This window comes from Plantibacter sp. MPB07, from assembly GCF_046619465.1.
Classification (GTDB): Bacteria; Actinomycetota; Actinomycetes; order Actinomycetales; family Microbacteriaceae; genus Plantibacter; species Plantibacter auratus.
This window is the reverse complement of record NZ_CP177043.1, coordinates 2,002,804-2,027,593: the sequence shown is the minus strand read 5'-3', so window position 1 is coordinate 2,027,593 and position 24,790 is coordinate 2,002,804. Positions and strand designations below refer to the sequence as shown.

Here is a 24,790-nt window from a genome sequence, read left to right as displayed (position 1 = left end):
AAGAAGGCGCGACCGGGTGTCACGGGCTTCTCGGGCTGAGAGGGTCGAGTCATGAGCATCCCTGTTGCCGTCATCGGCGGATCTGGACTGTCGACCCTGTTGGACGCGGCGACCGCCGAGCTCCGACTCGTGCAGACGCCATATCGAACCGTCGAGGTGCTGGTCGGAACGTTGGGCGGACGTCAGATCGTGTTCGTACCGCGCCACGGCGCTGGGCACAGTGTGCCGCCGCACCGGATCGACTTCCGAGCTACCGCCTGGGCTCTCGCGACCCTCGGCGTCCGTGCGATCATCTCGACGGCCGCTGTCGGTTCCGTGAGCGCAGCCCATCCCATCGGCAGCCTCGTCATCCTCGACCAGTACCTCGATCGGACCCACGGGCGCGCCGACACGTTCTTCGAAGGGCCGGACGTGCAGCACCTCCCGTCGGCCGATCCGTTCTGTCCCGAGCTGCGGGCGATAGCCAAGGGCACGCTCGGCCAGGAGGCTGTCGATGGTGGGACCGTGGCGGTTGTCCAGGGTCCACGTTTCTCGACCAGGGCAGAGTCCCGGTGGTTGGCCGCATCTGGCGCCCACCTCATCAACATGACCCTGTATCCGGAGGTGGCGCTGGCCGCCGAGCTCAACCTCGGCACCCTCACGTTGGCATTCGTCACCGACGAGGACGCGGGGGATGACGCCATGCCCGTCGACGCCGAGCTGGTGTTCGAGCGGTTGCGCGCGGCTCGTCCGAGGATCGTCGACGCGGTGGAGCGGCTCATCGCAGCGATCCCCGCCGACTACCGCCCGCGGACGCTGATCGAACCGCGCGCCGTCGAAGCCGTGCTCGGTCGGCCGACGTCGTGATCCTCGTCACCGGGGGAGCCGGGTTCATCGGTCGTGCCGTGGTCCGCGGGTTGGTGGCCCGAGGCGAGCCTGTGCGGGTCGTCGACTCATTGCGCGCCGACGTGCACGGGACGAATCCGGCGCGGGGCGAGCCGGGTGCGGAGTTCCTGCTCGGCGATCTGCGCGACTCCGACACCGTCGCCGCCGCGCTCGACGGTGTCGAGGCGGTCTTCCACCTGGCTGCGAAGGTCGGCCTCGGCGTCGCGCTGAGCGACGCACCCGACTACATCGCTTCGAACGATCTCGCGACCGCGGAACTGCTCTCGGGGATGGCCTCCGCCGGGATCGGGCGGTTGGTGCTGTCCAGCTCGATGGTCGTCTACGGCGAAGGCGCGTATCGCAGTTCCTCCGGGACGGTACGCCCGGCCGCGCGAACCGTCGCCGACCTTGACGCAGGTCGGTTCGAACCGCGCGGGGCCGATGGCGAGAGCCTCCAACCGGACCTGCTGTTCGAGGATGCGGCGCTCGACCCCCGCAACGTGTACGCGAGTTCGAAGCTCGCTCAGGAGCACCTCGCGTCCGCGTGGGCGCGCGTGACCGGTGGCGTGGCGGCGATGCTGCGGTACCACAACGTCTACGGGCCGGGGATGCCGCACAACACGCCATACGCCGGCGTCGCGTCACTCTTCCGTTCGGCGTTGGCGCGAGGCGAGGCGCCCCGCGTCTTCGAGGACGGCCGCCAACGACGCGACTTCGTGCACGTCGACGACGTGGCCGGAGCGAACCTGGCTGCGCTCGATTGGTGCACCCACCAGGGGGCGGGGACCGTGCGCTCGTTCAACATCGGCAGCGGTGTCGTGCACACCATCGGCGATGTCGCTTCCGCCCTGTGTGCCGACGGATCGCTCCGACCACTCATCACGGGGGAGTACCGCCTCGGCGACGTGCGCCACATCACCGCCTCCTCGGAGCGTGCACACCTCGAGCTCGGCTGGACGGCCGGCGTGCTGTTCGACGAGGGCATGCGGGAGTTCCGTCATGCGCCGTTGCGGCCGGCGGCGGGCGCATGACCGCGCTGGTCGATGTCGTGTTTCCGTGCCTCGACGAGGAGCAGGCTTTGCCGTGGATCCTCGGCCGGCTGCCTGCCGGGTATCGGGCCATCGTCGTGGACAACGGGTCGACCGACGATTCCGCGGCCGTCGCTCGTCGCCACGGGGCGCTCGTCGTCTCCGAACCGCGGCGCGGCTTCGGTTCGGCGGCCCATGCAGGCCTGCTCGCGGCCACCAGTCCCATCGTGGCCTTCTGCGATGCGGACGGGTCGATGGATCCCCGTGATCTGGAGCGCGTCACTGCGCCGGTCATCGCGGGCGAGGCCGACCTCGTACTCGGTCGGCGCAGGCCGAGCGGACGGGGCTCGTGGCCGGTGCACGCCCGGTTCGCGAACCTGGCGCTCGCGGGCCTCATCCGCGCACGGACCGGTCTGCGGCTGCACGACCTCGGGCCGATGCGCGCGACGGACCGGGCTGCGATGGTCGCGCTGGACCTGCAAGACCGACGCAGCGGCTACCCGCTCGAGCTCGTGCTCCGGGCCCACCGTGACGGGTGGCGCATCCGTGAGGTCGACGCGCCGTATCGTCCGCGCGTGGGCCGCTCGAAGGTCACCGGGACCGTGCGCGGGACACTGTCTGCGGTCTCCGACATGTCCCGGCTGCTCGCTGCCGAACGTGAACGAGTGGGCACACGATGACCACCCTGGTCCTCATCGCGAAGGAGCCGATCCCTGGACGGGTGAAGACGCGGCTGCATCCGCCGTTCTCGCTCGACCAGGCCGCTCGGCTCGCGGCCGCAGCGATCGATGACACCCTGCGCGTACTCGCCGAGCTTCCGGCGGAACGTCGCGTGTTGTTCTATCAGGGGAGTAGCGTCCCCGGACGCGCGCACGGCTTCGACGTCCTGCAACAGGGCACGGGTGGGCTCGACGAGCGACTCGGCGACCTCTTCGACCGGTGCGCCGGTCCGACACTGCTCGTCGGGATGGACACACCCCAGCTCCGCGCAGCAGACCTGGCCGGCCCGTGCACGGCCTGGGACCCGGGGGTGGATTCCTGGTTCGGGCCGGCAGAGGACGGCGGTTTCTGGGCGCTCGGCATGCGCCGACCCGACGGCGCACTGATCCGCGGGGTCGCGATGTCACAGCGTGACACGGGTGCGCGGCAGCTCGAACGGCTGCAGGACGCGGGTCACCGTGTCGGGATCCTGTCGACCCTGCGTGACGTTGACACGGTCGCGGACGCCGAGGCCGTCGCGGCACTGGCGCCGAAGACCACCTTCGCCGCCACCTTCTCCGCCGTCAGCGGCGGCGGCCGCTGACGGCACGCGCGACCAGCGCCATGACCACCGCGACGACCACGACGCCGAGCTCGAACCAGAGCAGGTTGCCGAGGTAGTCGAGTGGCAGCACCGTCGGATTCGCCGTGCCGATCGCGTCCTTGACCACGGCCGGGATGACGATGAGCGCCATGGTCGCCCCGACGACGGTTGCACCCCCGACGATCGCCGTGGTGATCGGCCGCCATCCCGCCAGGCGCAGGAGCATCCCGAGGCCCACGGCGGCCAACGCGATCACGCCGTCGTGCAGGATGAGCGCCCCGATCAGCCACGCGGCGACACCCGGATACTGGTCGAGGCGGACCTCGTCGAGGAAGACGACGGCTGCGAACCCGAGCATCGCGACCCCGGACACGCCGAGGCCGACTCGCCAGGGCCGGAGTTTGCGGGAAGCGGCGTCGCGGGGAGGGGTCTCGTCGGTCATCCGAGGACCTCGATGCTCGTGAGCCACTTCGTCTGGAGGACGCCGGGGCGTGCGGGGGCGATGATGCGGGCGGGGTACCCATGGTCCAGGTCGAGGACCTGCCCGTCGAGCTCGAGTGCGACAAGGGTCCTGTCGTCGCGGACGAACTCCCTCGGCATGATCATGACGGTGTACGCGCTGTGCTCCTGCAGACTGCGCACTCGAACCGTCGCGTGCTCCGGTGCACCGATACGGTCGACGAGGTCGCGGAGGCGGACACCTCGCCAGGCGGCGGTCTGGCTCCACCCTTCGACGCAGGCGATGGGGAGGACCGCGTCGACCTGAGGGAGAGCAGCCAGCTCCGCCCGGGTAAAGGTCAGACTCGCGTCACCGGAGCGCACCGTCAGGGTCCAGTGAGCGTCCGCGGCGGATTCGGCGACACCGGCCGACGACGCCGAGTGGTTCACCGGGAGTCCCTGCGGGCCGGTTCCGGGTCGTCTTGGTGCGAAGAGCGTGAACGGGCGGAGGAGGGGGATGCTCTGACCACCGGTGAAGAGCACCAGGGCGCCGACAGCCGCGCCGACGGTCACGAAGAAGCCACGGCGGCTCGTGGCGATGGCCGCGGTGTCCACCGGGGCCGGGACGCCGTCGATCCAGGCGAAGAGGGCCGCGGTCGGGCCGCGACCCGTCCTGGCCGCAGGCATGGCCGTCGTGTCGGATACCGGCGTCGCCCGCTCTGACGGTGCGCTCGTCTCAGGTCGCGGGGCCGTCATCAGCTCGGTGTCGGTGTCGGTGTCGGTGTCTGCGTCACGGCCGCAGCGGCGCCAGAACCGCATGATGATGGGGAGCTTGATCGCGATGTGGAGTACGAGCGAACCGATGATCACGAACGACAGCGCGAAGTGCACCCGCCGGAAGGAGAACGGGAACGCCGAATAGAACTGATACGTGTTGAGCAGCCCGATGCTGATTTCGACCAGCGAGGCCGCGACGAAGACCGCGATCGATGCACGCTCGAAGAAGTGCGGGAGAGAACGCACCGGCGGTGACTGGAACAGCTCGGGAAAGACCGCGTACAGCTTGGCGAACAGGAGCGGGAAACAGGCGATGCCGGTGATGATGTGGGTGCCCTGCGTGCCCTGGTACAGCCACACCGGTCTCGTCGGGAAGGGCATCCAGGGCAATCGTTCCTGCAGGAGATGACTGAAGAGTCCGGTGAGGAAGCAGACGATGAACGCTGCTCCCAGGAGCCGCCCGATCACGACGGCGGTCCGCGGGTTGCGCGGCGGGGTGGCGAGCGCCACGCGGGCCCGGTACAGGATCTCCTGCAGTCTTGGTGCGGCCATCCGGTCTCCATCCGTCCGCCGTCCACGCTACGGACCGACGTGAGGAGACGCCCGGGTCAGGGATGACGAAGCGGAGACAATCCGACCTACGTGTGCCGGTAGAGACTCAGACGGTCGGGAGCCCGAGTGGGAGTTCGACCTCGAACCGGCAGCCGCCGGGGATGTTCCGGACCGACACGGTGCCTCGGTGTGCCTCGACGATGCCTTGCACGATTGCGAGACCGAGCCCGCCGCTCGACAGGCCATCGATGGACGTCGTCCGGGCCGGGTCGCCTCGCCAACCTGCCTCGAAGACCTGATCGAGGTCGGCTTCGACGATGCCGCTGCCGGTGTTGGCGACACTCAGCACCAGTCGGTCGGCGATCTCCGCAGTCGAGACCTCGACGAACCCGCCCGGCGGTGTGTGCTCAACCGCGTTGACCAGCATGTTGGCGATCACGCGGGAGAGCTCACGCGCGTCGCCGAGGATGATGGGGGCGTCCTGTTGCCCGGTGGCCCGGATCTCGACCTGCTGTCGCTGCGCGACGGCGTGGAGTTCACCGACCGCGTCGCTCACCAGATCCGCGACGGAAACCTGCTCGAGGTGCAGCCGGAGGGCACCGGCTTGGATCCGCGAGAGCTCGAACAGATCGTCGACCATGCTCGTCAGGCTGGCGACCTGCCCGCGCATCAATCGGTAGTAGCGGGCGGGGTCGTCGACGAGGCCGTCCTCCAGCGCCTCCGCCATCGCGCGCACGCCGGCGAGCGGTGTCCGGAGATCGTGCGAGATGTGCGCGATGAGGGCACGGCGTGCCTCCTCGGCTGCGGTGACCGCCGCCCGTGATTCGGCGAGTCGGCGGCCCGTCTGGGCGAGCTCGGACGCCAAGCGAGCGAAGTCGGCGTTCGCTTGGGGTGTCGCCGCGGACTCCGCGTCCTGGGCCTGCAGAAGGAGATCCTCGTCGAACGGCGCACCGCCCTCCTCGCCCAATGCGCGGGCAGCGCGGGTCAGCTCCGCGCTCCGCCTCGCGAGGGCACGACCGAGGAACATCGCGGCCGCGAGCGAGATCATCGCCGAGATGACGGACATGGTGAGGACGACCGACAGATCGTGAGGAGACACGTACATGTACGCCGACGCGAACGACACCGCCAGGACGAACGACAGTACGCCGGACACCGACACGATCCCCAGCTGCACGGTCATCGGCGAACGTCGGGTGAGGCGGAAGGCGATGAGCCCGCCGACGGTCACCGCGAGGGCCGCGACGAGTGCGATACCGACGAGTATCAGGATGTCCTGGACAGGGAGCACGGCGTCCTCAGAGGTCGAGTCGGTAGCCGACGCCCCACACCGTGGCGAGGAGCGTCGGACGGGTGGGTTCTGCCTCGATCTTCTCGCGAACACGGCGCACCGTCACCGTGACGGTCGACAGATCGCCGAACTCCCACCCCCAGACCGAGCGGAGGAGCTGCTCGCGACTGAACACCTGACGGGGATGCTTGAGGAAGAAGGAGAACAGATCGAACTCACGAGCCGACAGGGGCAGCGGCTCGCCGGACCGCTCGACCGTGCGCGCCGCCGGATCGAGCGTGAACCGGCCTTGGGTGAAGGGGACTTCGGGTGTGAATTCTCCGATGATGCGACGAAGGATGGATTGGGCCCGCAGGACGAGCTCGCGGGGAGAGAACGGCTTTGCGAGGTAGTCGTCCGCGCCGGCCTCGAGGCCGGCGATCCGATCCTCCGTGGAGCCGAGCGCTGTGAGCATGATGATCGGCATGCTGCGTACTGCGCGCAGGCGTCGGCAGACCTCGAGGCCGTCGATGCCGGGCAACATGCGATCGAGGACGACGAGGTCCGGTGGACGGCGGGCGGCGATGTCGAGCGCCGTGAACCCGTCCGTAGCGGTGTCGACGATGTAGCCGGCGGCACGCAGGTAGGATCCGGCGACTTCGAGGACGGTCGGGTCGTCCTCGACAATCAGGATGCGTCGATCCGCGAGGAGCCGGTCGGCTTCGAAGGTCGGAACATGGGAGGACACGGCCCCACCGTAGTTCGTCGCAGACGTCCTCGGTGGCAAGCAGGGGAGGCGTCCGCAGTTCGTAAGATCCTCAGCCGATGGACTCGGCCCGGCGGCCATAGCGTCGAAGGATGTCAAGCACACTGTTCGACCCGCGACGCGACGCGATGCCCGCCTTCGGCGCCGGCGGACGATCGCCGTACGAACAGGCGCTCCTCGACCCGCGGCGGCGACCGACCCTCCAACTCGTCGGGTCGCACCCTGCGCTGCCTGGGGTCGGCGAGCCGATCGACGTCGCAGCGTTCCGTGGCTTCGCAGACGACGTCGACCGCGGAGTGCTCGGCATGACGACCGGGTCCGTACTCGACCTGGGTTGTGGCCCGGGGCGGATGGTCGAGGCGGCTGTCCGGCTCGGTCGTCGGGCACTTGGAGTGGACCTCTCGGCAGCCGCCGTCGAGCTTGCAGCCCGACGCGGCGTGCCGGTCCTCAACGCCTCGGTCTTCGACCGCCTCCCCGGTGAAGGGCGCTGGGGGGCGGTGCTCCTCCTCGACGGCAATGTCGGAATCGGAGGGGACCCCGAGGCCCTGCTGCGAAGGGCGAGCGAGCTCGTCCGACCGGACGGCTCCGCCAGGATCGTCGTCGAGGCTCACCGAATGGAGGGCGACCACCGCTTCGACGCGGTGATCGTCGACGACGCCGGCCGCCGCAGTGCGGCCTTTCCGTGGGCGCAGCTCGGTACACGGGCGCTTGTCGTCGTCGGTGTCAGCAGCGGGCTCCGGGTCGTGCAGCGCCGTCGCTCGGGTGGCCGTCGATTCGTGGTCTTCGCACCATGCTGAGCCCCGGCGAGCCGGGCACGTCGAATCGGACGGTGACGACCGGCCGGGCGGCAGTCGGCACCCGATCTGCGATCCTCGCCGTCGGTGTCGCGGTGCTCCTGATCGTCCTCGCGATCTGCCTGCCCGTCTGGATGGAGCTGGACGTCCAGGTCCGTTCCTTCCCGCCGCTGCACGCAGCGTGGTCGCCGCACGTCGGATGGGGAACCCTCCCGGCGATCATCATCGCGGCCCTCGCGACCGCCTCCGCTTTCCGGCTCGCCGGCACGATCCGGTGGGCAGCACTCATCGCCGTCGTGTTCGGCATCGGACTCGTGTGGCTGCTGTCGCTCGCGCTGGTCGACGGCCCGGATGGCCTGGGGCGCATCCTCGACCACCAGTACGAGTACCTCCGCTCCGCCAGGACCATCACGGACATCCCGGCGATGCTCCAGGAGTACGTCTCGCGGATTCCACTCGACTCCGTCGACAACTGGCCGGTGCACCTCGCCGGGCATCCGCCGGCCGCTGTCCTCTTCTTCATCGGTCTGGTCCAGCTCGGCCTGGGGTCGTGGCTCGCCAGCGGTCTCGTCGTGATCGTGCTCGCGGCGAGTACACCGGTCGCCGTCCTCATCACCCTGCGCCGACTCGGAGCGGAGTCCGCTGCGCGTCGTGCCGCGCCGTTCCTCGCGCTCGGACCGGTTGCGATCTGGCAGGCCGTCTCGGCCGACGCGATGTTCGGCGCGGTCGCCGCTTGGGGCCTGTGCCTACTCGCCTGCGCCGCAACCGCGTCACGCTCGCGGACGATGGTGCTCTGGGCGCTCTGCGCCGGCCTGCTGCTCGGCGTCTGCGTCATGCTGTCCTACGGACTGCCCTTGCTCGGTATCCTCGCGATCGCGATCCTCCGGCTGACTCGATCCTGGTGGCCACTCCCGATCGCGACGGTGGCAGCGCTCGCGGTGGTGCTGGGCTTCGCCGTGAACGGGTTCGTCTGGTGGCAGGCATACCCGGTCCTGGTCGAGCGCTACTGGGCTGGGATCGCGAGCAGGAGGCCGTTCTCCTACTGGGTTTGGGGCAATCTCGCGGCACTCGCGATCAGCGCCGGACCGGTCGTCGCGGCGTCGATCGCAGTCGTCGTCCGGCGGATGCGGCGTCCCTTCCCAGCGGGCGGGACGCGTGTGGTCGTCGTGCTCACGGCGGCGGCTGCGCTGGTCATCCTGCTCGCGGACCTCTCCATGATGAGCAAGGCCGAGGTCGAACGCATCTGGGTGCCGTTCGTCCCCTGGCTCCTGATCGGCACGGCACTGTTGCCTGATCGTGTCCGTCGTCCGGCCCTCGGTCTCCAGCTGATCACCGCGCTGATCGTGCAGCACCTTCTCCTCACCGGCTGGTGAGGAGGGCGCGACGTCAGAGCCCGAGAGCGACACGATGGGTCGAGCCTGCGTCGTGAACACGGAGCCAGAACGGTGTGCCGACGAGCATGGCTGAGATCCCGGCGGTCTGCAGTCGTTGGGCGATGCCACCGCCGGGCGGCAGGACTCCGGTAGCCGAGCTGGACACCGACAAGAGCGTCACCACAACGCTCGATGCGATCACGACGCCGACCACCACCCACAGCACGACGAGGCGTGGTCGTGCACTCGACGTGTCTCCGGCGGGCGTCCCTCCCGGCGGAGTCCTGATGACGCTGATGAGCAGGAGGACCGCCGCCGTGGCCGCCGCCGTCAGCGCGACCATGCTCGACGCGGTGTGCAGCGAGTGGACCGTTCCCAGTCTCCCGGCGACGTCCGCCGCAGCGCACCGGGCGCTCGCCGACGGCGCACAGGCCATCGGGAAGACCACATCGGCGATGGTGCCGAGACCGAACACGGCGAGCGCGAGCAGTGTCGCGGTCCGTCGTCGGTCAGACCGGCCTCCTCTTCCCCGCAGGAGGAGGCATCCGAGCACGACGAAGCCACCCGCCACCAGATCGGTGCTTCGGAACAGCAGCGAGGTGGGCTGGTCCGAGGCCGCCAGCTCCGAGAGGTAGGAACTGGACGGGTCGAGCGGGAACCCCGAGAGCGCCTCCAACGGCAGCCCGAGGTAGAGGAGGGCGGCGATGGTGAGCGAGAGGCTCGCGAGGGTCCACTGCAGGCGCATGGGATGGACGGTAGGCCTCCGACATAAGGACGCGCTATGCTCGCGACCGGCGCCCTCATCATCGTTCTTATCCGGCGCACAGGAGCCTGATGCACGCTGACAGCATGTACCAAGCGCCGCATTCCCCTGACGCGGCGCGCATCCGCGTCCTCGTCGTCGACGACGAGGCCAACTTGCGACACCTGCTCTCCGCCGTCCTCAGGCAGCAGGGCTGGAAGGTGCTCGTCGCGGGGACCGGAGCGGCCGCGGTCGCCCAGGCTCGGGATCACCGCCCGCATCTCGTCGTCCTCGACGTGGTGCTCCCCGACATGGACGGTCTGGAGGTGCTCGAGCGTATCCGGGAGGACCTCCCCGACACCCTGGTCCTGTTCCTCACCGCGAACAGCTCGGTGTCGGACCGTATCTCCGGCATCACGGCCGGAGGCGACGACTACGTGACGAAGCCCTTCAGTATCGATGAGGTCGTCGCCCGACTCCGTGGCCTTGCGAGGCGGAGTCCGATGATCGGCCAGTCCGGTTCGCCGCTCATGACGGTCGGCGACCTCACCCTCAACGAGGACAGCCATGCCGTCACGCGGGCGGGGGACGCCATCACCCTGACCGCGACGGAGTTCGCGCTGCTGCGATACCTCATGGAGAACGCGGACCGTGTGCTCAGCAAGCATCAGATCCTGGACCGCGTGTGGGAGTACGACTTCGGTCGTGAATCGAACATCGTCGAGCTGTACATCTCGTATCTCCGGAAGAAGATCGACGCTGGACGCCCCCCGATGATCCACACGCTGCGCCGCGTCGGGTACATGCTCCAGGCTCCTCGAGACGAACCGGTCCACGTGGCAAGCGACTCGAGCCCGGGCACCCCGATCCCGTCGAGTCCGGCGGTCTGATGCGATTCCGGAGGCCGACCCTACGGAGGACGCGCTTCCCGTTGCGGGTGCATCTCGTCCTCCTGGTCTGTTCCTTGATCGTCGCGGTCGTGGGCGTCATCGGAGTCGTGTCGGTGTCGATCCTGCAGCAGAACCTCGTGACGCAAGCCGAGAACGGGGTGTACCTGGCGAGCGACAACGCGATCGGTCGAGTGACGGCGGAGGTCGGGTCGCCGGCGGAGCTCGACGCGCTGAACGGCCCGTTCGGCCTGTTCGCCGCTCCGGACGGGTACTACGTCATCGCGGACGGTGACGACGTCCTCTTCTCGGTGTACGTGGCTCCTGACTACACCGCGCGCGACCTCACGGCCGCGGAGTCCGCGGCGATCCTCGAACCCGTTCCGCTGGACGAGGCCACCTCGATCACGGTTCCCGGACTGGGCGACTTCCTGTCCCTGCGCACGACGTTGCACCTCGATGACGGGCCGAGCGAGGGTCTGACCTTCATCACCGGCGGTGGCTTGGACGACGCCAATGCGACGCTGCGCGCGTTCATGCTTGCCGAGCTCGTGATCGGTCTGATCGCGGGCGCGATCGCGGCGCTCATCGGTTACCGACTCGTGCGACGCGAACTCGCGCCGCTGGAACACGTCGTCGGCGTGGCCGACCGGGTCGCCGCGACGCCGATGTCCTCCGGCGAGGTGAGCGACGGTGAACGCGTCCCGCTCCGAGACGAGGACCGGGACTCGGAGGCGGGACGGGTCGCCGGCGCGTTGAACCGGCTGCTCACGCACGTCGAAGCATCGTTGAACGCCCGTCACGCGACCGAGGAGTCGATGCGACGCTTCGTCGCTGAGGCGAGCCACGAGCTGAGGAACCCGCTCGCAGCCATCCGTGGGTATGCGGAGTTCACCGTCACCACGCCCGGTCTCCAGCGCGAGGTCGTCGGAGCCCTCGCGCGCATCGGCGCAGAGTCCGAGCGGATGACGAAGCTCGTCGAACAGCTGCTGCTGCTCGCCAAGCTCGATGCGGACCCGGCGCTCGCGCATGACGAGGTCGATCTGTCCAAGGTCGTCCTCGAGACGGTCTCGGACGCGCACGCCGCACACCCCGGGCACCAGTGGCGTCTCGCGCTGCCGCCTGAGCCCGCGGTCATCGAGGGTGACGAGGACGCGATCCGACGGATACTGCTCAACCTCGTCGGCAATGCCGGACACCACACCCCGCCGGGGACCTCGGTGGTCGTCTCCGTCGTCGTCGATGCCGCAGGGACCTCGTTGCGCGTCGTCGACGACGGCCCTGGCATCCCCGCCGAGGCCATGCCGACGCTGTTCGAGCGCTTCACTCAGGCGCGACCGGCGAGTGGCGGCAACACACGGGACGCGAGCACGGTAGGGCTCGGGTTGGCGATCGTCAGCGCGCTCGCGTCCGCCTCGGGTTTCGCTGTCACGGTGGACAGCCGACCGGGCAGGACGCGCTTCACCGTGACCGCCCCTCACCCCCGAGCTGAGCGCAGCTCTCCGCCTGACGCAGCGTCTTCTCAGCCGAACCGCCGGTGAGGCGGCCGAGCGGTCAGACGCCGACACGCAGCGCTTGCACGGGATCCATCCGAGACGCCCTGACGGCGGGGTAGGTTCCGAAGACGATCCCGATTCCGATCGACAGCCCGGCGGCGAGGCCGACGGTGGCTGGCTCGATCACCGGTGGAATCCCGTTGATCGGTGTGCGCGTGACGATGAACGCAGCAGCCACGCCGAGGAGTCCGCCGATGATGCTGAGCGCGGTGGCCTCGATCATGAACTGGCCGGCGATCGAGAAGGGTCGCGCGCCGAGCGCTTTCCTGATGCCGATCTCCCTGGTGCGTTCACGGACGGTGAGGAGCATGACGTTCGTCACCCCGATCCCGCCGACGAGCAGACTGATGGCGGCGACGCCGGCGAGCATCCCGTTGAGGCTCGCAGCTGACCCGCCGAGTACGGAACGGAGCTGGTTCGGCGTCGAGATGTCGAAGGCACCGCCTCCGTCCACGGATCCATGCTGGCGGGCGAGGACGGTTCGGACCTCGGCCGCAGCCTGGTCGACCGCGTTCGGTGACACGGCGCCGACGGTGAGCGCGCTCAATGGACCGTATCCCGTGACGGACGAGCGGACGCGATCGATGGGTGCGTAGATCGTCCGACCGGAGCCGAACACCTGTTGGGCAGCGCCGCCCTCGGCCAAGACGCCCACGACACGGAACGGCGCCGAACCGACGAGGACGGTCTGTCCGACGGCATCTCCGGCGGGGAACAGTGCCGCAGCGGATCGGGCATCCAGGACCGTGACTTCTCCGCCGCCCAGCGCATCGGATGCCGCGAGCGGGCGCCCCTGGGCGATCAGGGCGTTGGTGATGGTGAAGTAGTCCTCGGTGGTGCCGACGACGGACAGCGAGACGGATCGGCTGCCCGCGACGACTCGTCGCTCCGCGGAGACCTGCGGTGCGACCCGTGCGACGCTCGACGCCACCAGGCTCGAGCGTATCGCCGCGGCATCCTCGAGCTCGAGCTGCGTGCCCGGCCCGGTCGCCGAGAACCCGGGTGACACCGTGATGGCCGACGCGCCGAGCGCGGCTATCTGGTCGTTCACCTGCTTGGACGCGCCGTTCCCGACGGCGACCAGGGTGATGACCGATCCGACGCCGATGACGATCATCACCATCGTCAGGATCGACCGGGTCAGATTTCCCGTGATGCCCCGTACGGCGGCCCCGAGCAGATCGCCCGCCCTCATCGGATCACCGACTGTCCGGTCGTCGAAGGTCGTCGTTCGTCGCGGGCGACGCGGCCGTCCTGCATCGTCACGATCCGTTCCGCGCGCGCGGCCACCTCGTCCTCGTGGGTGATGAGGACGACGGTCGACCCCGCTCGGTGGAGCTGCTCGATGATGCCGAGCACCTCCTCGGTCGACTCGGAGTCGAGGTTGCCGGTCGGTTCGTCGGCGAGGATGAACGCAGGATCGTTGACGATCGCCCGCGCCACGGCGACCCGCTGCTGTTGACCACCGGACAACTGGTTGGGGTGTCGGTCGGTGTGCGCCGCAAGTCCCACGCGAGCGAGTGCTTCCTCGGCGCGTACTCGACGTTCACGCCGACCGACACCCGCGTACACCATCGGAAGTTCGACGTTCCCTCTCGCGGTCAGCGCCGGGATGAGGTTGAACGACTGGAACACGAAACCGATCTCTGCATTGCGGATATCGGCGACCATCGCAGGTGGCATCGTGGAGACGAGCCGGTCATTGATGCGGAGGTCACCGGCCGTCGGACGGTCAAGACAACCGAGGATGTTCAGCAGACTCGACTTACCCGCCCCCGACGGTCCGACGATCGCGAGGAACTCGCCTGAGGGTACGGTCAGGTCGACGCCGTCCAGGGCACGCACCACGGTCCCGTCCCGACCGTGGTGCCGTGTGATGCCGTCGAGCGAGATCGCACTGGTCACTGCGGGCCTCCGAACGAACCGTCATCATCGGCAGGGGTTTGCCCGTCAGGGTCGTCGCCCCCGGCCGGAGCAGCCGTCGGGGTGCTGAGTCGCACCGTATCGCCGGGCCGGAGCCCCTCGAGGATCTGGACCTGGGTCGGTGTGCTGATCCCGATGGTCACCTCCACGGTCTTCGTCTTACCCGACTTCGTCCGAACCTCGACCGTCCCCGCGCTCGTGGAGGTCAGAACGACGGCTTCAGCCGGAACGACAGTCGCCTGCTCCGCCGTCGCGACCGTGATCGCGACGACCGCCGTCTGGCCGAGGCGGACACCGGCGGGTACCGTCGCCAGCTGGATCGCGACGGCATAGCTCACGACGCCGTCCGTGCTGCTCTGCGGGATCGGCGCGACGGCGAGGACAGTACCGTCGATCGGGTCGGCTCCTTTCACCGGGAGGGTCACAGAGGCGGTCTGCCCGACGGCGACCGAAGCGATGTCCGCCTCGGGTACGGATGCGGTGACACGAAGACTCGACACGTCGGCGATCGACACCAGGCCCGCTGACGCCGTCGCGGAGGCGGCGTTCGTCCCATCGCCGGCTGCCTGAGCAGACTGTCCCCCCGTGAGGATGGTTCCGACGGTTCCGTTCACCGCCGTGACGACGCCGGCGATGGGCGCGAGCAAGGTCGTCTGGTCGCGAGCCGTCTGCGCGGCCGCTTCGTCGCGGCGCGCGTCGTCACGGACCTTCTCCGCCTGAGCGACGGCGTCTCGCTGGGTCGGCCCCTGCGCCGTCAAGTCCCGGATCGTCCCTTCGGTGCTCTGGCGCTCCGGTGCGTCGGCGGCGAGCGCAGCGAGGGCGGCTTTCGCAGCAGCCAGAGCATCCACGCCTGCTTGCGCGGTCTGCCGGGCGGCGTCGAGGGAGCTCTGCGCTGCGGTGAGCGCACCGTGGGCCTTCTCAAGAGCCAGATCGGCGGGGCCCGGGTCGACCGTGGCGAGCTCCTGCCCGGCTGCGACCGTCTGGCCGACCGCAACGGAGATCGTGCTGATCCGGCCGCCGTCGACGAAGCCCGCCGAAGCGGTGCTCGCGGCTGCAATCGCGCCTTTCCCGTTGACCGTCGCGGTGATGGTCGTCGCTTCCGCCGTGGCGGTCGCTGCGGCCGGTGTCGGCTCGGCCTGATCCATCGACGTCGTGACGAGAATTCCTGATCCCACCGCCACGACGACCGCGAGCCCGGTGGCACCCCACATCATCCAACGCTTCTTGCTTGTCATGGGGGAAGGGTAGAAACCGTTCCTAAGCGTCGGATAAGGATCGTGGAGACACCGCCTGAGGTTTCGATCTGATTCGTAAACTGATCCGGTCGCCGTTCCACGAGGTGGCCGAATGAGGAGAGGTCATGGCTGCGACGATCTTCGTGCTCGGACTCGCGTCGATGGTGTGGGCTGTGCTGCACCGCAAGCTCAAGTCGGTGTGGGTGAACGGGCCCATGATCATGGTCGTGCTGGGTGGCTTCATCGGGTGGTTCATCGCGGACGGGTCGGTGGCGTTCTTCGACTCGCACCTCGCCTTGAACCTCGCCGAGGTCACGCTCGCGCTGTTGCTCTTCGTCGACGCAGTCGACGTCCGTGGCTCGATTCGTGCGCAGTTCGGCCCGGTACCGCTGCGGCTGCTGTTCATCGCCCTTCCGCTGTCGGTCGCGATGGTCATCGCGCTCGGTCTCAGTCTTCCGCTCGGTCTGTCCACAGCGGCTGTGCTCGCCATCGCGTGTATCTCCGTTCCCGCGGACTATTCACCGGAACTGTCCATCGTCCGGGACAAGCGCATCCCGAATCAGGTCCGACGGTGGTTGAGCGTGGAAAGCGGGTACAACGACGGCTTGGTCGCGCCGTTGTTGCTGGGCGCTCTCGCGCTCGCCTCGAGCACGCACACCCCCGGGCAGGACGTGGCCGGGGCCCTGCTCAAGGCGGCACCGGCCGGATTGCTCGCCATCGTCGTGGGCGGCGTGGTCGGCACGGTGATCGGCAAGGTGTTCGGCGTGGTCCTGCGGAGGGGCTGGGCAGATCAGCAGAGCATCCGGATCGGCATCGTCGCCCTTCCGCTCACGACCTTCGGACTGGCGCTGATGGTCGGTGCGAACGGGTTCGTCGCCGCATTCGTGTGTGGCATCGCATTCCGCTTCGCGCGCGGCAAGCAATGGGAAGAAGAGCGCGAGCTGTCCTTCGTCGAGGACCTCACCTCGCTCGTCAACCTGCTGCTCTGGCTGGCGTTCGGGATCGCCGCCATCACGCTGCTCAGTGTGACTTACAACTGGTGGCCGGCTCTCATCCTCGCGTTCTTCGCCTTGACGTTGGGACGGTTCATCCCGGTGTGGGTGTCGCTTCTCGGAACGAAGGTCCGGCGGCGCGATCGGCTGTTCATCGCGACCATGGGACCTCGTGGCGCCGCGTCCATCGTCTTCGGCCTGATCGCATTCAACGCGCTGCCGCTCAGCCAGGGATATCCTGTGCTCGCCGCCACCAGCATGGTCGTACTGGGTAGTCTGTTGATCCACGGTGCAGGGGGCACGTTCTTCATCAAGCGGTTCTACGGGCGACCCGATACGGCGTCGGCGCAACCGTCGCTCGGACGCGGCGACCGATCGGATTGATCCGAATCGATGGCGGGTGGATTCGGGCGAGGACCGGCAGGCGTGCAGCCGGTCACCCGGCCGACCAGCCCAGGCGCTGGGACACCCACACCAGCCCGTAGGGCATGATCGTCCGCGCGGCCGTCCAGTTGTGTGCCAGACCAGGCAGGACCCTGAGCGTCGTCGGGTGGTCGTGCGCCCGGAGTGCGTCACGGATCTGCGTCGCCTCTGCCGTCTTCTCCCCATCGCCCTGTCCGAGGAAGAACTGCTGATCGCCGCCGGTCTCTCGCAGCGCGATGGCCTCGAGCGGCGTGTTCCGCTGGCGAGCGGCAGGGTCCGCGGTCACCTCGGGTGTGTAGGGGTTCGTGTACGGCATGATCGACACCACGCCGCCGAAGACGTCAGGGTGGTGGAGCCCGTACAGGAGTGCTCCGAGTCCACCGGAGGACATACCCGAGATGATGCGGTGGTTCGGATCGGCCTTCGTCCGCAGGTGCGTGTCCGCCCAGCCGACGACATCCTTCGCGACGTAATCCTCGATCTGTGGGCCGCCGGGGAGGTTCAACGGCTCGCGGTCGACACGGTCGGGTCCGGCGTTGAGATCTGGCGACACGACGACGACCGGTGGGATCGAGCCGGCCGCGATGAGGACGTCGAGTACCTGGTCGAGGCGTCCTCCGGCGAACCAGTCGGCCGCGCTTCCCGGAGCGCCGTGGAGGGCGACGAGCAGTGGGTAGCGGGCGGTGTTGCCGCCTGCGTCGTAGCCGGGCGGAAGGTAGACCCAGGCCCCGGCGTCCGGCATCGACCGTCCGTGCGACGGCACGGTGGTGAGGAACGCGTAGCCTCGGTCGTCGGTCGTGACGCGCCGCGCACCGTCCGGCACGACGCTCGTGCCGCCCTGAACGGCGGTCGTCGGGAACGCGGCGACGGGTTTGCGCGGTGAGGCGTCGAGCCATCGTTGGACCGCAGCCACCGATGGGAAGTAGCCGACCCAGGTGTTGACGCCGAGGGCCACGGCACAGACGATCGCCACGACGGCAGGGGCTCCGACCGCGAGCACGATCCGCTTGCTCGAACGGGCGGCCCGCCGGCGCCTGCGGACGAGGACGACCAGGCCGGTGACCAGCGCTGCCGCTACGGACAACGCCGCGACGCTCGGCCAATAGCTCGCCAGGAGGTCGGAGCCGAGGTCGCCTGACAGTGCGGCAGGGAGATGGATCGGGGCGTCGACGTCCACGGGCTGGTCCTTCCACTGAGCGGTGCAGGCGACGGAGGTCACCGCTCCTCACGGTATGCGGCCCACCCGGCGGCGATGGACCAGATCGCAGAAGTCTTATCCGGCTCTTATCCACGCCGCGCACGATGGTGGTCCGTTCCGACCAGGCAAGGGGACCCCGGATGACCATCACTGGAGATCGTGCAGTGCGGCCTGCAGCAGCTGAGCCGCAACGACCGCCGGGCCGTGGCCCGACCGGCCTCTCGCTGTCGACGCCTCCGATCGAGACGGCTCGGATCCCTGTCCGTCCGATGACCGGTTCCGGGTGGCGTGCCGCGATGCCGCTGCTGATGGGGCGCTTCCTGCAGATCTTGGCTGGTTCCCTCCTCGTGCTCTCGGTGCCGCCGCTCTTGTTCCCGGTCGAGATCTACTGGGCGGGCTCCTACCTCGCCGTCTTCGGGCTGTCGCCGGAACCGTTCATCTTCAACGCCGTCCTGCTCCTGGTGCTGGGTGCCGGGCTCGTCCGGCGACAGCACGCGGCGATGCTCGCGACGATCGTGTTCGAAGTGCCGAACGTCGTCACCTCGGTGTGGGACCTGATCGCCACCGTCACCGACACCTCGTTCCCGGCGGGGCTCCTCCTGCCCGACCTCGTCGCCGGCTCGGTGGCCGTACTCGTGATCGGTGTCCTCGTCGCGGCGCGGCGGGAGTTCTCGGCACGACTCCAGCCGGCAGCGCACCGGACGGCCGGAGTGGTGCTCGCCGCAGGACTGTCGCTCGCGGTCCTGATCGGCGGGGCGTTGGCGCAGTGGTTTCCCGGGACGCTGACCTCGGCACGAGACGCCTGGCTCTGGGCGCTCAGTGCCTCCATCGGTCTCGAACCGATCGACGCACTGCTCCACGACCAGGACTCCCGGCCCGGTTCGCCGGTGCCGCTCCTGGTCTCGAGCATCTCCGCGACCGCCCTGCTGATCGCGCTCCTCATCCTGCTGCGGACGGCCCGGGTGTCCAGGCCCATGACCGCATCGGAGGAGCTGCAGCTCCGTGCCCTCCTCGCGGAGTCGCGGACGGACGACTCGCTGGCGTACTTCTCCACCAGGCGGGACAAGTCCGTCGTCTTCTCACGCGACCGCCGAGCCGCCGTCTCGTTCCGGGTCGTCGACGGCATCGCCTTGGCGAGCGGTGATCCGATCGGCTACGAGTCCTCTTGGATGGATGCCGCCCGCGCGTTCGTCGATCAGTCGAGAGCGTTCGGGTGGATACCCGCGGTGCTCTCCACAACGGAGCGCGGAGCGCGCTGCTACGAGCGACTCGGCCTGCAGAGCACGTCGATGGGGGAGGAGGCCATCCTCGGGACCGATGAGCGTGCCATCGACGCGCTGCGGGGCGACCCGAAGTTGAGTGCTGCTGTCCGCCGCGTGCGCCGGGCCGGATACCGCGCGCAGATGCGTCGACAGGACGAACTCTCGGATGCGGAGCTCGACCGACTCGTCGAGCTCGGGGACCGTTGGCGTGACGACGACGTCGAGCGTGGATTCTCGATGGCCTTGTCACGGTTCGGCGACGCCAGTGACGGCCGGTCGGTCGTCGTCACCGCGCATGACAGCGACAACGAGGTCCAGGCCCTCCTCGTCTTCGTGCCGTGGAACCACGACGGGCTGTCGCTCGACCTCATGCGCCGGAGTCCTGACGCAGTCAACGGCACCACCGAGTTCCTCGTCGACTGGCTCGTGGAGGAGGCGGGCTCCCGCCAGATCACCCGCATCTCGCTGAACTTCGCGATGTTCAGGGAGATCCTCGCCCGCGGTGAACGGCCGGGTGCCGGGCGCATGCTGCGCCTCAAACGTCGAGTCCTCCTCGCCCTGTCTCGTCGTTGGCAGCTCGACTCGCTCCGCCGCGCGAACGAGCGGTACGCCCCGGACTGGAGGCCGCGCCTCCTCTGCAGCGATCGCAGTGTCTCGCTCGGACGCGTGTGGCTCGCTGCAGCGCGGGCGGAGGGATTCCTCGGGCATTCGATCGTCGACCGTCGCGGTCATCGACGGGCCTTCCTCGGCCAGTCGTCCCTCCGGCCCGAGGACTTCGCCGAGCGTGTATCGGAACTCGGCGCTCCCTCGGTGGCGGCGACGGCGACGGTGCGGCGCCGCGGCACCCACCTCGCCCGAGTCGAGCGTGCGCTCGCGATGCAGATGGCTGGAGCAGACCTCTACCCGGCGGCCGTGCGCCACACCCAGCGGATCGTCGAGGTGGTCTCCGCTCCTGGGGCAAGCGTGTCCGGTTCGATCGCGGGCCGGGTGCTGCGGCGTCGTGACCACGGCGGCGTCCTGTTCCTCGACGTGTCCGAAGACCACACGGTCCTGCAGGTGATCGCCACCGCAGATCGGACCGATCGCTTCGATGCGCTCCGTGCCTCCCAGCCCGGCGACATCGTCTCCTTCACCGGGACCGTCGGCCGGAGCCGCTCCGGGACGCTCAGCTGGATCGCGACGGATTGGCAGCTCGCGGCGAAAGCCCTCCACGAGCTGCCCGGCAGAGGCGGTCTCCTCGATCCCGAAACCCGAGTCCGACAGCGACACCTGGACCTCCTGGTCAATCCCCAAGCCGCCGAAATGGTCCGCGCTCGCTCGTACGCGATCCAAGCGCTCAGGGACGGTCTGCTCGAGGACGGCTATCTGGAGGTCGAGACGCCGATCCTGCAATCCGTCCACGGGGGAGCGAACGCCCGCCCGTTCCGCACCCGCATCAACGCGTATCGAACCGACCTCACCCTCCGCATCGCACCGGAACTCGCCCTCAAGCGCCTCGTGGTCGCAGGCTTCCCACAGGTCTTCGAGATCGGACGCAACTTCCGCAACGAGGGTGCCGATGCGACGCACAATCCCGAGTTCACGGCGGTCGAGGCGTACCGCGCGTACGCCGACTACACCGACATGCGGCAGCTCGCTCAGCGCCTCATCACACGGATGGCCGTCGCCGTCAGTGGCACGACCCTCATCAACGGCCCGGACGGCGTCGTCGTCGACCTGGCCGGAGCGTGGCCGGTCCTCTCCGTCTGCGACGCGGTCTCCGCGGTGACCGGCGTGACCGTCACGATCGACAGCGACCGTGCGGTGTTGGAAGCGGTGTCGCGCGACCACGGCCTCGAGCCCCGCAGCTCAGACGATGCGGGGCACCTCATCGAGCGGCTGTACGAGGAGCTCGTCGAACCGGCGACCACGGCGCCGACCTTCTACATCGACTTCCCGGCGAGCACCTCACCGTTGACACGCGGACATCGCACGACTCCGGGACTCGCGGAGCGATGGGACCTCGTCGCATTCGGAACCGAGGTCGGGACCGCGTACACCGAACTCGCCGACCCCTTCGAGCAGCGGGCGAGGCTCACCGCGCAGTCGTTACTCGCCGCCGGCGGAGACCCTGAGGCGATGGAGGTGGACGAATCGTTCCTCGCGGCTCTCGAACTCGGGATGCCGCCCACCGGTGGTCTCGGTCTCGGTGTCGATCGGATCGTCATGCTCATCACCGGCGCGACGATCCGCGAGTCGATCGCGTTCCCGTTCGTCCGCCCGGCAGGAGCGACCGGCTGACCCGGCTCATGAGCCGTTCAAGCGGCCCTTGTCGCTGATATCGCGACCACACGACGGCGAAGACACCCAGCCCGACGGTGAAGACGGCCAGTATCCAGAGCGGCTGGGCCGGCGCGAAGCTGTGACCGGTGACGGCGGTCACCACCCACATCCCGACGATGTGGAGCGCATAGACCGACAGCACCATGGACCCGGGGGCGGCGAGCCAGCCTGCCAGGCGGGCTCGGAGCCGGCCGGCGGGCGTCCGGTCGCTCCTCGTCGCCCAGTCGCCGACCGTCAGGAGGACCGCCAGGAGCAACAGGCAGGTGCCCAGCGCGCCGAGCACGTCGCCCCAGCTGCCCGAGTGGGGAGCGTCGCTCGCGAGCCACCACCAGGATCCGGAGTCGGTGACGCCGCGCTCGGCGAAGTAGCGCTGCGCGTACTCGGCCGGGTCCTGTCTTGGCAGGGTGGCGATGATCGCCGTCCGAGCGCCGAACTGCATGACGAGCGCCGAGCCACCGTAGGCGAGGGTGGCGAGCGCAGCGCCGACGAGTGCCAGGCGGCGTCGAACGGCGGGGCCGGTGAGATCGAGACGACCGATCGCGACGCCCGCGAGCACGAACGGCATCCAGGTGAGCGCCGGATAGTCCCCGCTGACGAGCAGGTCCCAGAGCATGTTCCTCACGTCGGGAGCTGATGCGCGCAGGAACAGGGAGAGGGGTGGACCGATGATCGCCCAGGTCCCTACCACCCAGAGGAGCGGGCCCGTCCGGAGGCGCAGGAACGGGATGACGAGGACGAAGAACACCGCGAACGCGCCGAGGATCACCACGACCGGTGTCCGAAGGCTCAGCAGCAGTAGCCCGCAGCCGAGCAGCAGGACGGCCCGGACGACCATGCCGGCGGCTTCGCGGCCTGGCGACTCCAGGCGTCGGGAGGAGAGGTTCAGGGAGATGCCGGCGGCGAAGGCGAACATCGCCGGCATCCGGGAGTGGAAGACCTCCCACTCCCAGTGGACCGTGCCCAGGCCGCCGTCCGGCGACCATGAGGCCGGACCGACGTGGGCCACCAGCATGCCGAACACTGCGAGCGTGCGGAACAGGTCGAGGCCGATGAGCCGCCGAGATCGTCGACCATCGGGGGCGGGCAGGGCAGGGACAGAGGTGGTCATCCTCCGGACGGTACGGAGGCGCGCTGTGCGCACGATAAGCCCGCCGCCGCCCGGCCTTCCCAGCGTCGCTTATCGGGCGCTTATCCTCCGTCCCTACGCTGCCAGCATCATGAGCTCCGCACCGATCCATCGTCCGCAGTCCGAAGCGCGGCGGCGTTGGCCGAACGCCCGGATCCTCTGGTCGTTCATCCACCCGTACCGGTCTCGGCTCGTGGTCGGTTTCCTACTCGGGTTGGGTTCGACGGCGGCCGCACTCGCCTCGCCGTTGGTGACCAAACAGATCCTCGACGCGGTCGGTACCGAGCGTGACATGGTCCAGCCGATCGCCCTGTTGCTCGGCCTCGTCGTGCTGGGTGCAGGGTTCGGATTCACCCAGGCCGTCCTCCTCGGCAATCTCGCCGAGGACATCGTGTTCTCGGTTCGCAGCCTGCTCGTCGGACGTTTCTTCCGGGGCAGGGTCGCGGACCTGCAGTTCCGGCCCACCGGAGAAGTCGTCACCAGGGTCACCTCCGACACCGTGCTGCTCCGGCAGGCGACCTCCTCCAGCCTCGTGAACCTCGTGAACGAGACCATCGCGCTCATCGGTGGGCTGGTGCTCATGGCCGTGCTCGACCTGACGCTCTTCCTCGTCGCTGTCGGATGCATCACGGTGATCGGGGTGTTCGCCGGCCGCCTCATGCCGCGGATCGGCGCGGCACAGCGTCTGGCGCAGGAGTCGATCGGACGCCTCGGAGGGATCCTGGAGGGAGGAGCCCGCGCCGTGCGGACCATGAAGGCCGCGCGTGCGGAGTCGATCGAGGAAGCGCGTGTCCTCGCAGAGGCGCGGGACTCCATGGCGCATGGCAAACGCGCCAATCGGACGGAAGCGCTGGCGTGGACGATCGCCGGCACCGGGATCCAGTTCGCGATCCTGGTGATCCTGTCGGTGGGTGCGTGGCGGATCGGCGCCGGATGGCTCGAGGTGTCGACGCTCGTCGCCTTCCTGTTGTACGCTTTCCAGCTCGTCGAGCCGGTCAGTTCGATCACCATGTACGTCGCCGAGCTGCAGGCAGGCGCCGCCGCCGCCGCTCGCATTCAGGAGACGGACGACATCCGTCGGGAGGACACCACCGCAGGACGCAGCGTCGAACCGCGCAGGTCGGGAGCGGACGCATTGCGGTTCGACCGGGTCGGATTCACCTATCCCGCAAGCGCGCGACCGGCGATCCACGGCTTCTCGGCATCGTTTCCCTGGCATGGGCGCATCGCGGTGGTCGGGCCGTCGGGTGCTGGCAAGACGAGTTTGTTCTCGCTCATCCTCGGGTTCTATCGACCGGAGGCCGGGAGGATCCTGGTGAACGGCGCCGACATGGCCGAACTGTCACTGCATTCGATCCGCGAGCGCATCGCCTACGTCGAGCAGGAGACGCCGCTGCTCGCGGGCACGATCCGGTACAACGTGGCATACCGGTTCCCCGAGGCCGACGATGACGAGCTCTGGGCGGCGCTGCACGCGGTCGGGCTCCGTGAACTCGTCGAGCGCTTCCCCCTGGGGCTCGATGAACCCGTCAGTACGACGAGCCTGTCCGGGGGACAACGGCAACGGATCGGTGTTGCACGGGCGATCGTCCGCAGGCCCGACATCCTGCTGCTCGACGAGGCGACCGCTCAGCTGGACGGACTGGCCGAGGCGGCGATCCACGACGTCGTCGAACGGATCGCGACCGACAGCCTGGTCGTGACGATCGCTCACCGGCTGTCGACCGTCATGGACGCGGACCGGATCATCGTGATGGACGAGGGGCGGATGTCCGCGTCCGGGACGCATCGGGAACTGCTCGCGAGCAGCCCGCTCTATGCGGAACTGGTCGCGTCACTGCGAATCGGCCCGACGGATGGGCCAGCGCCTGTCGGCTGACCGATGGTCGCCAGGCTGGATCGGATCTGCGTCGGTCGCGTCGAATCTCGTTGTGCTGAAGGGATGGACGTGGATGACGT

At 69.0% G+C, this 24,790-nt stretch carries 21 protein-coding genes; 11 read left to right on the top strand and 10 right to left on the bottom strand.

Annotation, left to right across the window (positions count from 1 at the left end; all coding sequences use genetic code 11):
* Positions 1-51: 51 nt before the first annotated feature.
* The 4 genes from ACLIME_RS09375 to ACLIME_RS09360 are packed head-to-tail and all read left to right on the top strand — an operon-like array spanning position 52 to position 3,195.
* Positions 52-846 carry an MTAP family purine nucleoside phosphorylase gene (locus tag ACLIME_RS09375; protein ID WP_411558764.1) on the top strand — a complete coding sequence of 265 codons (795 nt, stop codon included), beginning with the start codon at positions 52-54 and terminating at the stop codon, positions 844-846.
* Positions 843-1,895, top strand: a complete 1,053-nt coding sequence (locus ACLIME_RS09370; protein ID WP_411558763.1) for an NAD-dependent epimerase/dehydratase family protein — start codon at positions 843-845, stop codon at positions 1,893-1,895. The genes ACLIME_RS09375 and ACLIME_RS09370 overlap by 4 nt, the downstream gene beginning before the upstream one ends.
* Positions 1,892-2,572, top strand: a complete 681-nt coding sequence (locus tag ACLIME_RS09365) for a glycosyltransferase family 2 protein (protein WP_411558762.1) — start codon at positions 1,892-1,894, stop codon at positions 2,570-2,572. The genes ACLIME_RS09370 and ACLIME_RS09365 overlap by 4 nt, the downstream gene beginning before the upstream one ends.
* Entirely contained in the window at positions 2,569-3,195 is a 627-nt protein-coding gene (locus ACLIME_RS09360; protein ID WP_411558761.1) for a DUF2064 domain-containing protein, read from the top strand. Before ACLIME_RS09365 ends, ACLIME_RS09360 begins: the two co-directional genes overlap by 4 nt.
* On the opposite strand, the gene ACLIME_RS09355 is transcribed toward ACLIME_RS09360, so the two are convergent.
* The 4 genes from ACLIME_RS09355 to ACLIME_RS09340 all read right to left on the bottom strand — a co-directional run bounded on the left by ACLIME_RS09355 (position 3,176) and on the right by ACLIME_RS09340 (position 6,980).
* Entirely contained in the window at positions 3,176-3,637 is a 462-nt protein-coding gene (locus tag ACLIME_RS09355) for a hypothetical protein (RefSeq protein WP_411558760.1), read from the bottom strand. The genes ACLIME_RS09360 and ACLIME_RS09355 overlap by 20 nt on opposite strands.
* Positions 3,634-4,962, bottom strand: a complete 1,329-nt coding sequence (locus ACLIME_RS09350) for a molybdopterin-dependent oxidoreductase (RefSeq protein WP_411558759.1) — start codon at positions 4,960-4,962, stop codon at positions 3,634-3,636. Before ACLIME_RS09350 ends, ACLIME_RS09355 begins: the two co-directional genes overlap by 4 nt.
* A gap of 106 nt (positions 4,963-5,068) precedes the next feature.
* Positions 5,069-6,253: a sensor histidine kinase gene (locus ACLIME_RS09345; RefSeq protein ID WP_411558758.1), complete on the bottom strand. Its 1,185-nt coding sequence runs from the start codon at positions 6,251-6,253 to the stop codon at positions 5,069-5,071.
* Positions 6,254-6,260: 7 nt separating this feature from the next.
* Complete coding sequence (locus ACLIME_RS09340; protein WP_411558757.1) at positions 6,261-6,980, bottom strand: response regulator transcription factor; 720 nt, start codon at positions 6,978-6,980, stop codon at positions 6,261-6,263.
* A gap of 110 nt (positions 6,981-7,090) precedes the next feature.
* On the opposite strand from ACLIME_RS09340, the gene ACLIME_RS09335 reads away from it, so the two are divergent.
* Together ACLIME_RS09335 and ACLIME_RS09330 are read left to right on the top strand one after the other, a co-directional pair.
* The gene (locus ACLIME_RS09335; RefSeq protein WP_411558756.1) at positions 7,091-7,795 is read left to right on the top strand and encodes a class I SAM-dependent DNA methyltransferase; all 705 of its coding nucleotides are present in this window, start codon (positions 7,091-7,093) and stop codon (positions 7,793-7,795) included.
* Positions 7,796-7,827: 32 nt separating this feature from the next.
* Positions 7,828-9,165 (top strand): hypothetical protein, encoded by a 1,338-nt coding sequence (locus ACLIME_RS09330; RefSeq protein WP_411558755.1) that lies wholly within the window; start codon positions 7,828-7,830, stop codon positions 9,163-9,165.
* A gap of 13 nt (positions 9,166-9,178) precedes the next feature.
* Here ACLIME_RS09330 and ACLIME_RS09325 read toward each other — a convergent pair whose 3' ends face one another.
* A complete protein-coding gene (locus tag ACLIME_RS09325; protein ID WP_411558754.1) occupies positions 9,179-9,910 on the bottom strand; it encodes a DUF998 domain-containing protein in 732 nt (243 codons plus the stop codon).
* Between the two features lie 104 nt (positions 9,911-10,014).
* Here ACLIME_RS09325 and ACLIME_RS09320 point away from each other — a divergent pair, with 104 nt between their 5' ends.
* Together ACLIME_RS09320 and ACLIME_RS09315 are read left to right on the top strand one after the other, a co-directional pair.
* Positions 10,015-10,797 (top strand): response regulator transcription factor, encoded by a 783-nt coding sequence (locus ACLIME_RS09320; RefSeq protein ID WP_411558753.1) that lies wholly within the window; start codon positions 10,015-10,017, stop codon positions 10,795-10,797.
* 89 nt (positions 10,798-10,886) lie between these two features.
* Positions 10,887-12,335, top strand: coding sequence for an ATP-binding protein (locus tag ACLIME_RS09315; protein WP_411558752.1), 1,449 nt, complete (start codon positions 10,887-10,889; stop codon positions 12,333-12,335).
* Between the two features lie 13 nt (positions 12,336-12,348).
* Here the strand turns inward: ACLIME_RS09315 and ACLIME_RS09310 are convergent, their stop codons facing one another.
* Genes ACLIME_RS09310 through ACLIME_RS09300 form a run of 3 tightly spaced genes read right to left on the bottom strand, consistent with a single transcriptional unit; the run spans position 12,349 to position 15,508 of the window.
* Positions 12,349-13,545, bottom strand: coding sequence for an ABC transporter permease (locus ACLIME_RS09310; RefSeq protein ID WP_411558751.1), 1,197 nt, complete (start codon positions 13,543-13,545; stop codon positions 12,349-12,351).
* Positions 13,542-14,255 carry an ABC transporter ATP-binding protein gene (locus ACLIME_RS09305; RefSeq protein ID WP_411558750.1) on the bottom strand — a complete coding sequence of 238 codons (714 nt, stop codon included), beginning with the start codon at positions 14,253-14,255 and terminating at the stop codon, positions 13,542-13,544. Before ACLIME_RS09305 ends, ACLIME_RS09310 begins: the two co-directional genes overlap by 4 nt.
* Positions 14,252-15,508, bottom strand: a complete 1,257-nt coding sequence (locus tag ACLIME_RS09300) for an efflux RND transporter periplasmic adaptor subunit (protein ID WP_411558749.1) — start codon at positions 15,506-15,508, stop codon at positions 14,252-14,254. Before ACLIME_RS09300 ends, ACLIME_RS09305 begins: the two co-directional genes overlap by 4 nt.
* A 125-nt stretch (positions 15,509-15,633) precedes the next feature.
* On the opposite strand from ACLIME_RS09300, the gene ACLIME_RS09295 reads away from it, so the two are divergent.
* Complete coding sequence (locus ACLIME_RS09295; protein WP_411558748.1) at positions 15,634-16,884, top strand: cation:proton antiporter; 1,251 nt, start codon at positions 15,634-15,636, stop codon at positions 16,882-16,884.
* Between the two features lie 52 nt (positions 16,885-16,936).
* Here the strand turns inward: ACLIME_RS09295 and ACLIME_RS09290 are convergent, their stop codons facing one another.
* Positions 16,937-18,142, bottom strand: a complete 1,206-nt coding sequence (locus ACLIME_RS09290; protein WP_411558747.1) for an alpha/beta hydrolase — start codon at positions 18,140-18,142, stop codon at positions 16,937-16,939.
* A gap of 119 nt (positions 18,143-18,261) precedes the next feature.
* Here ACLIME_RS09290 and lysX point away from each other — a divergent pair, with 119 nt between their 5' ends.
* Positions 18,262-21,663 carry a bifunctional lysylphosphatidylglycerol synthetase/lysine--tRNA ligase LysX gene (lysX, locus tag ACLIME_RS09285; RefSeq protein ID WP_411558746.1) on the top strand — a complete coding sequence of 1,134 codons (3,402 nt, stop codon included), beginning with the start codon at positions 18,262-18,264 and terminating at the stop codon, positions 21,661-21,663.
* Here lysX and ACLIME_RS09280 read toward each other — a convergent pair.
* Positions 21,596-22,813 carry a heparan-alpha-glucosaminide N-acetyltransferase domain-containing protein gene (locus ACLIME_RS09280; RefSeq protein WP_411558745.1) on the bottom strand — a complete coding sequence of 406 codons (1,218 nt, stop codon included), beginning with the start codon at positions 22,811-22,813 and terminating at the stop codon, positions 21,596-21,598. The genes lysX and ACLIME_RS09280 overlap by 68 nt on opposite strands.
* Between ACLIME_RS09280 and ACLIME_RS09275 the strand changes: the two genes are divergently transcribed.
* The gene (locus tag ACLIME_RS09275; RefSeq protein ID WP_411558744.1) at positions 22,806-24,710 is read left to right on the top strand and encodes an ABC transporter ATP-binding protein; all 1,905 of its coding nucleotides are present in this window, start codon (positions 22,806-22,808) and stop codon (positions 24,708-24,710) included. The genes ACLIME_RS09280 and ACLIME_RS09275 overlap by 8 nt on opposite strands.
* Positions 24,711-24,790: the final 80 nt, after the last annotated feature.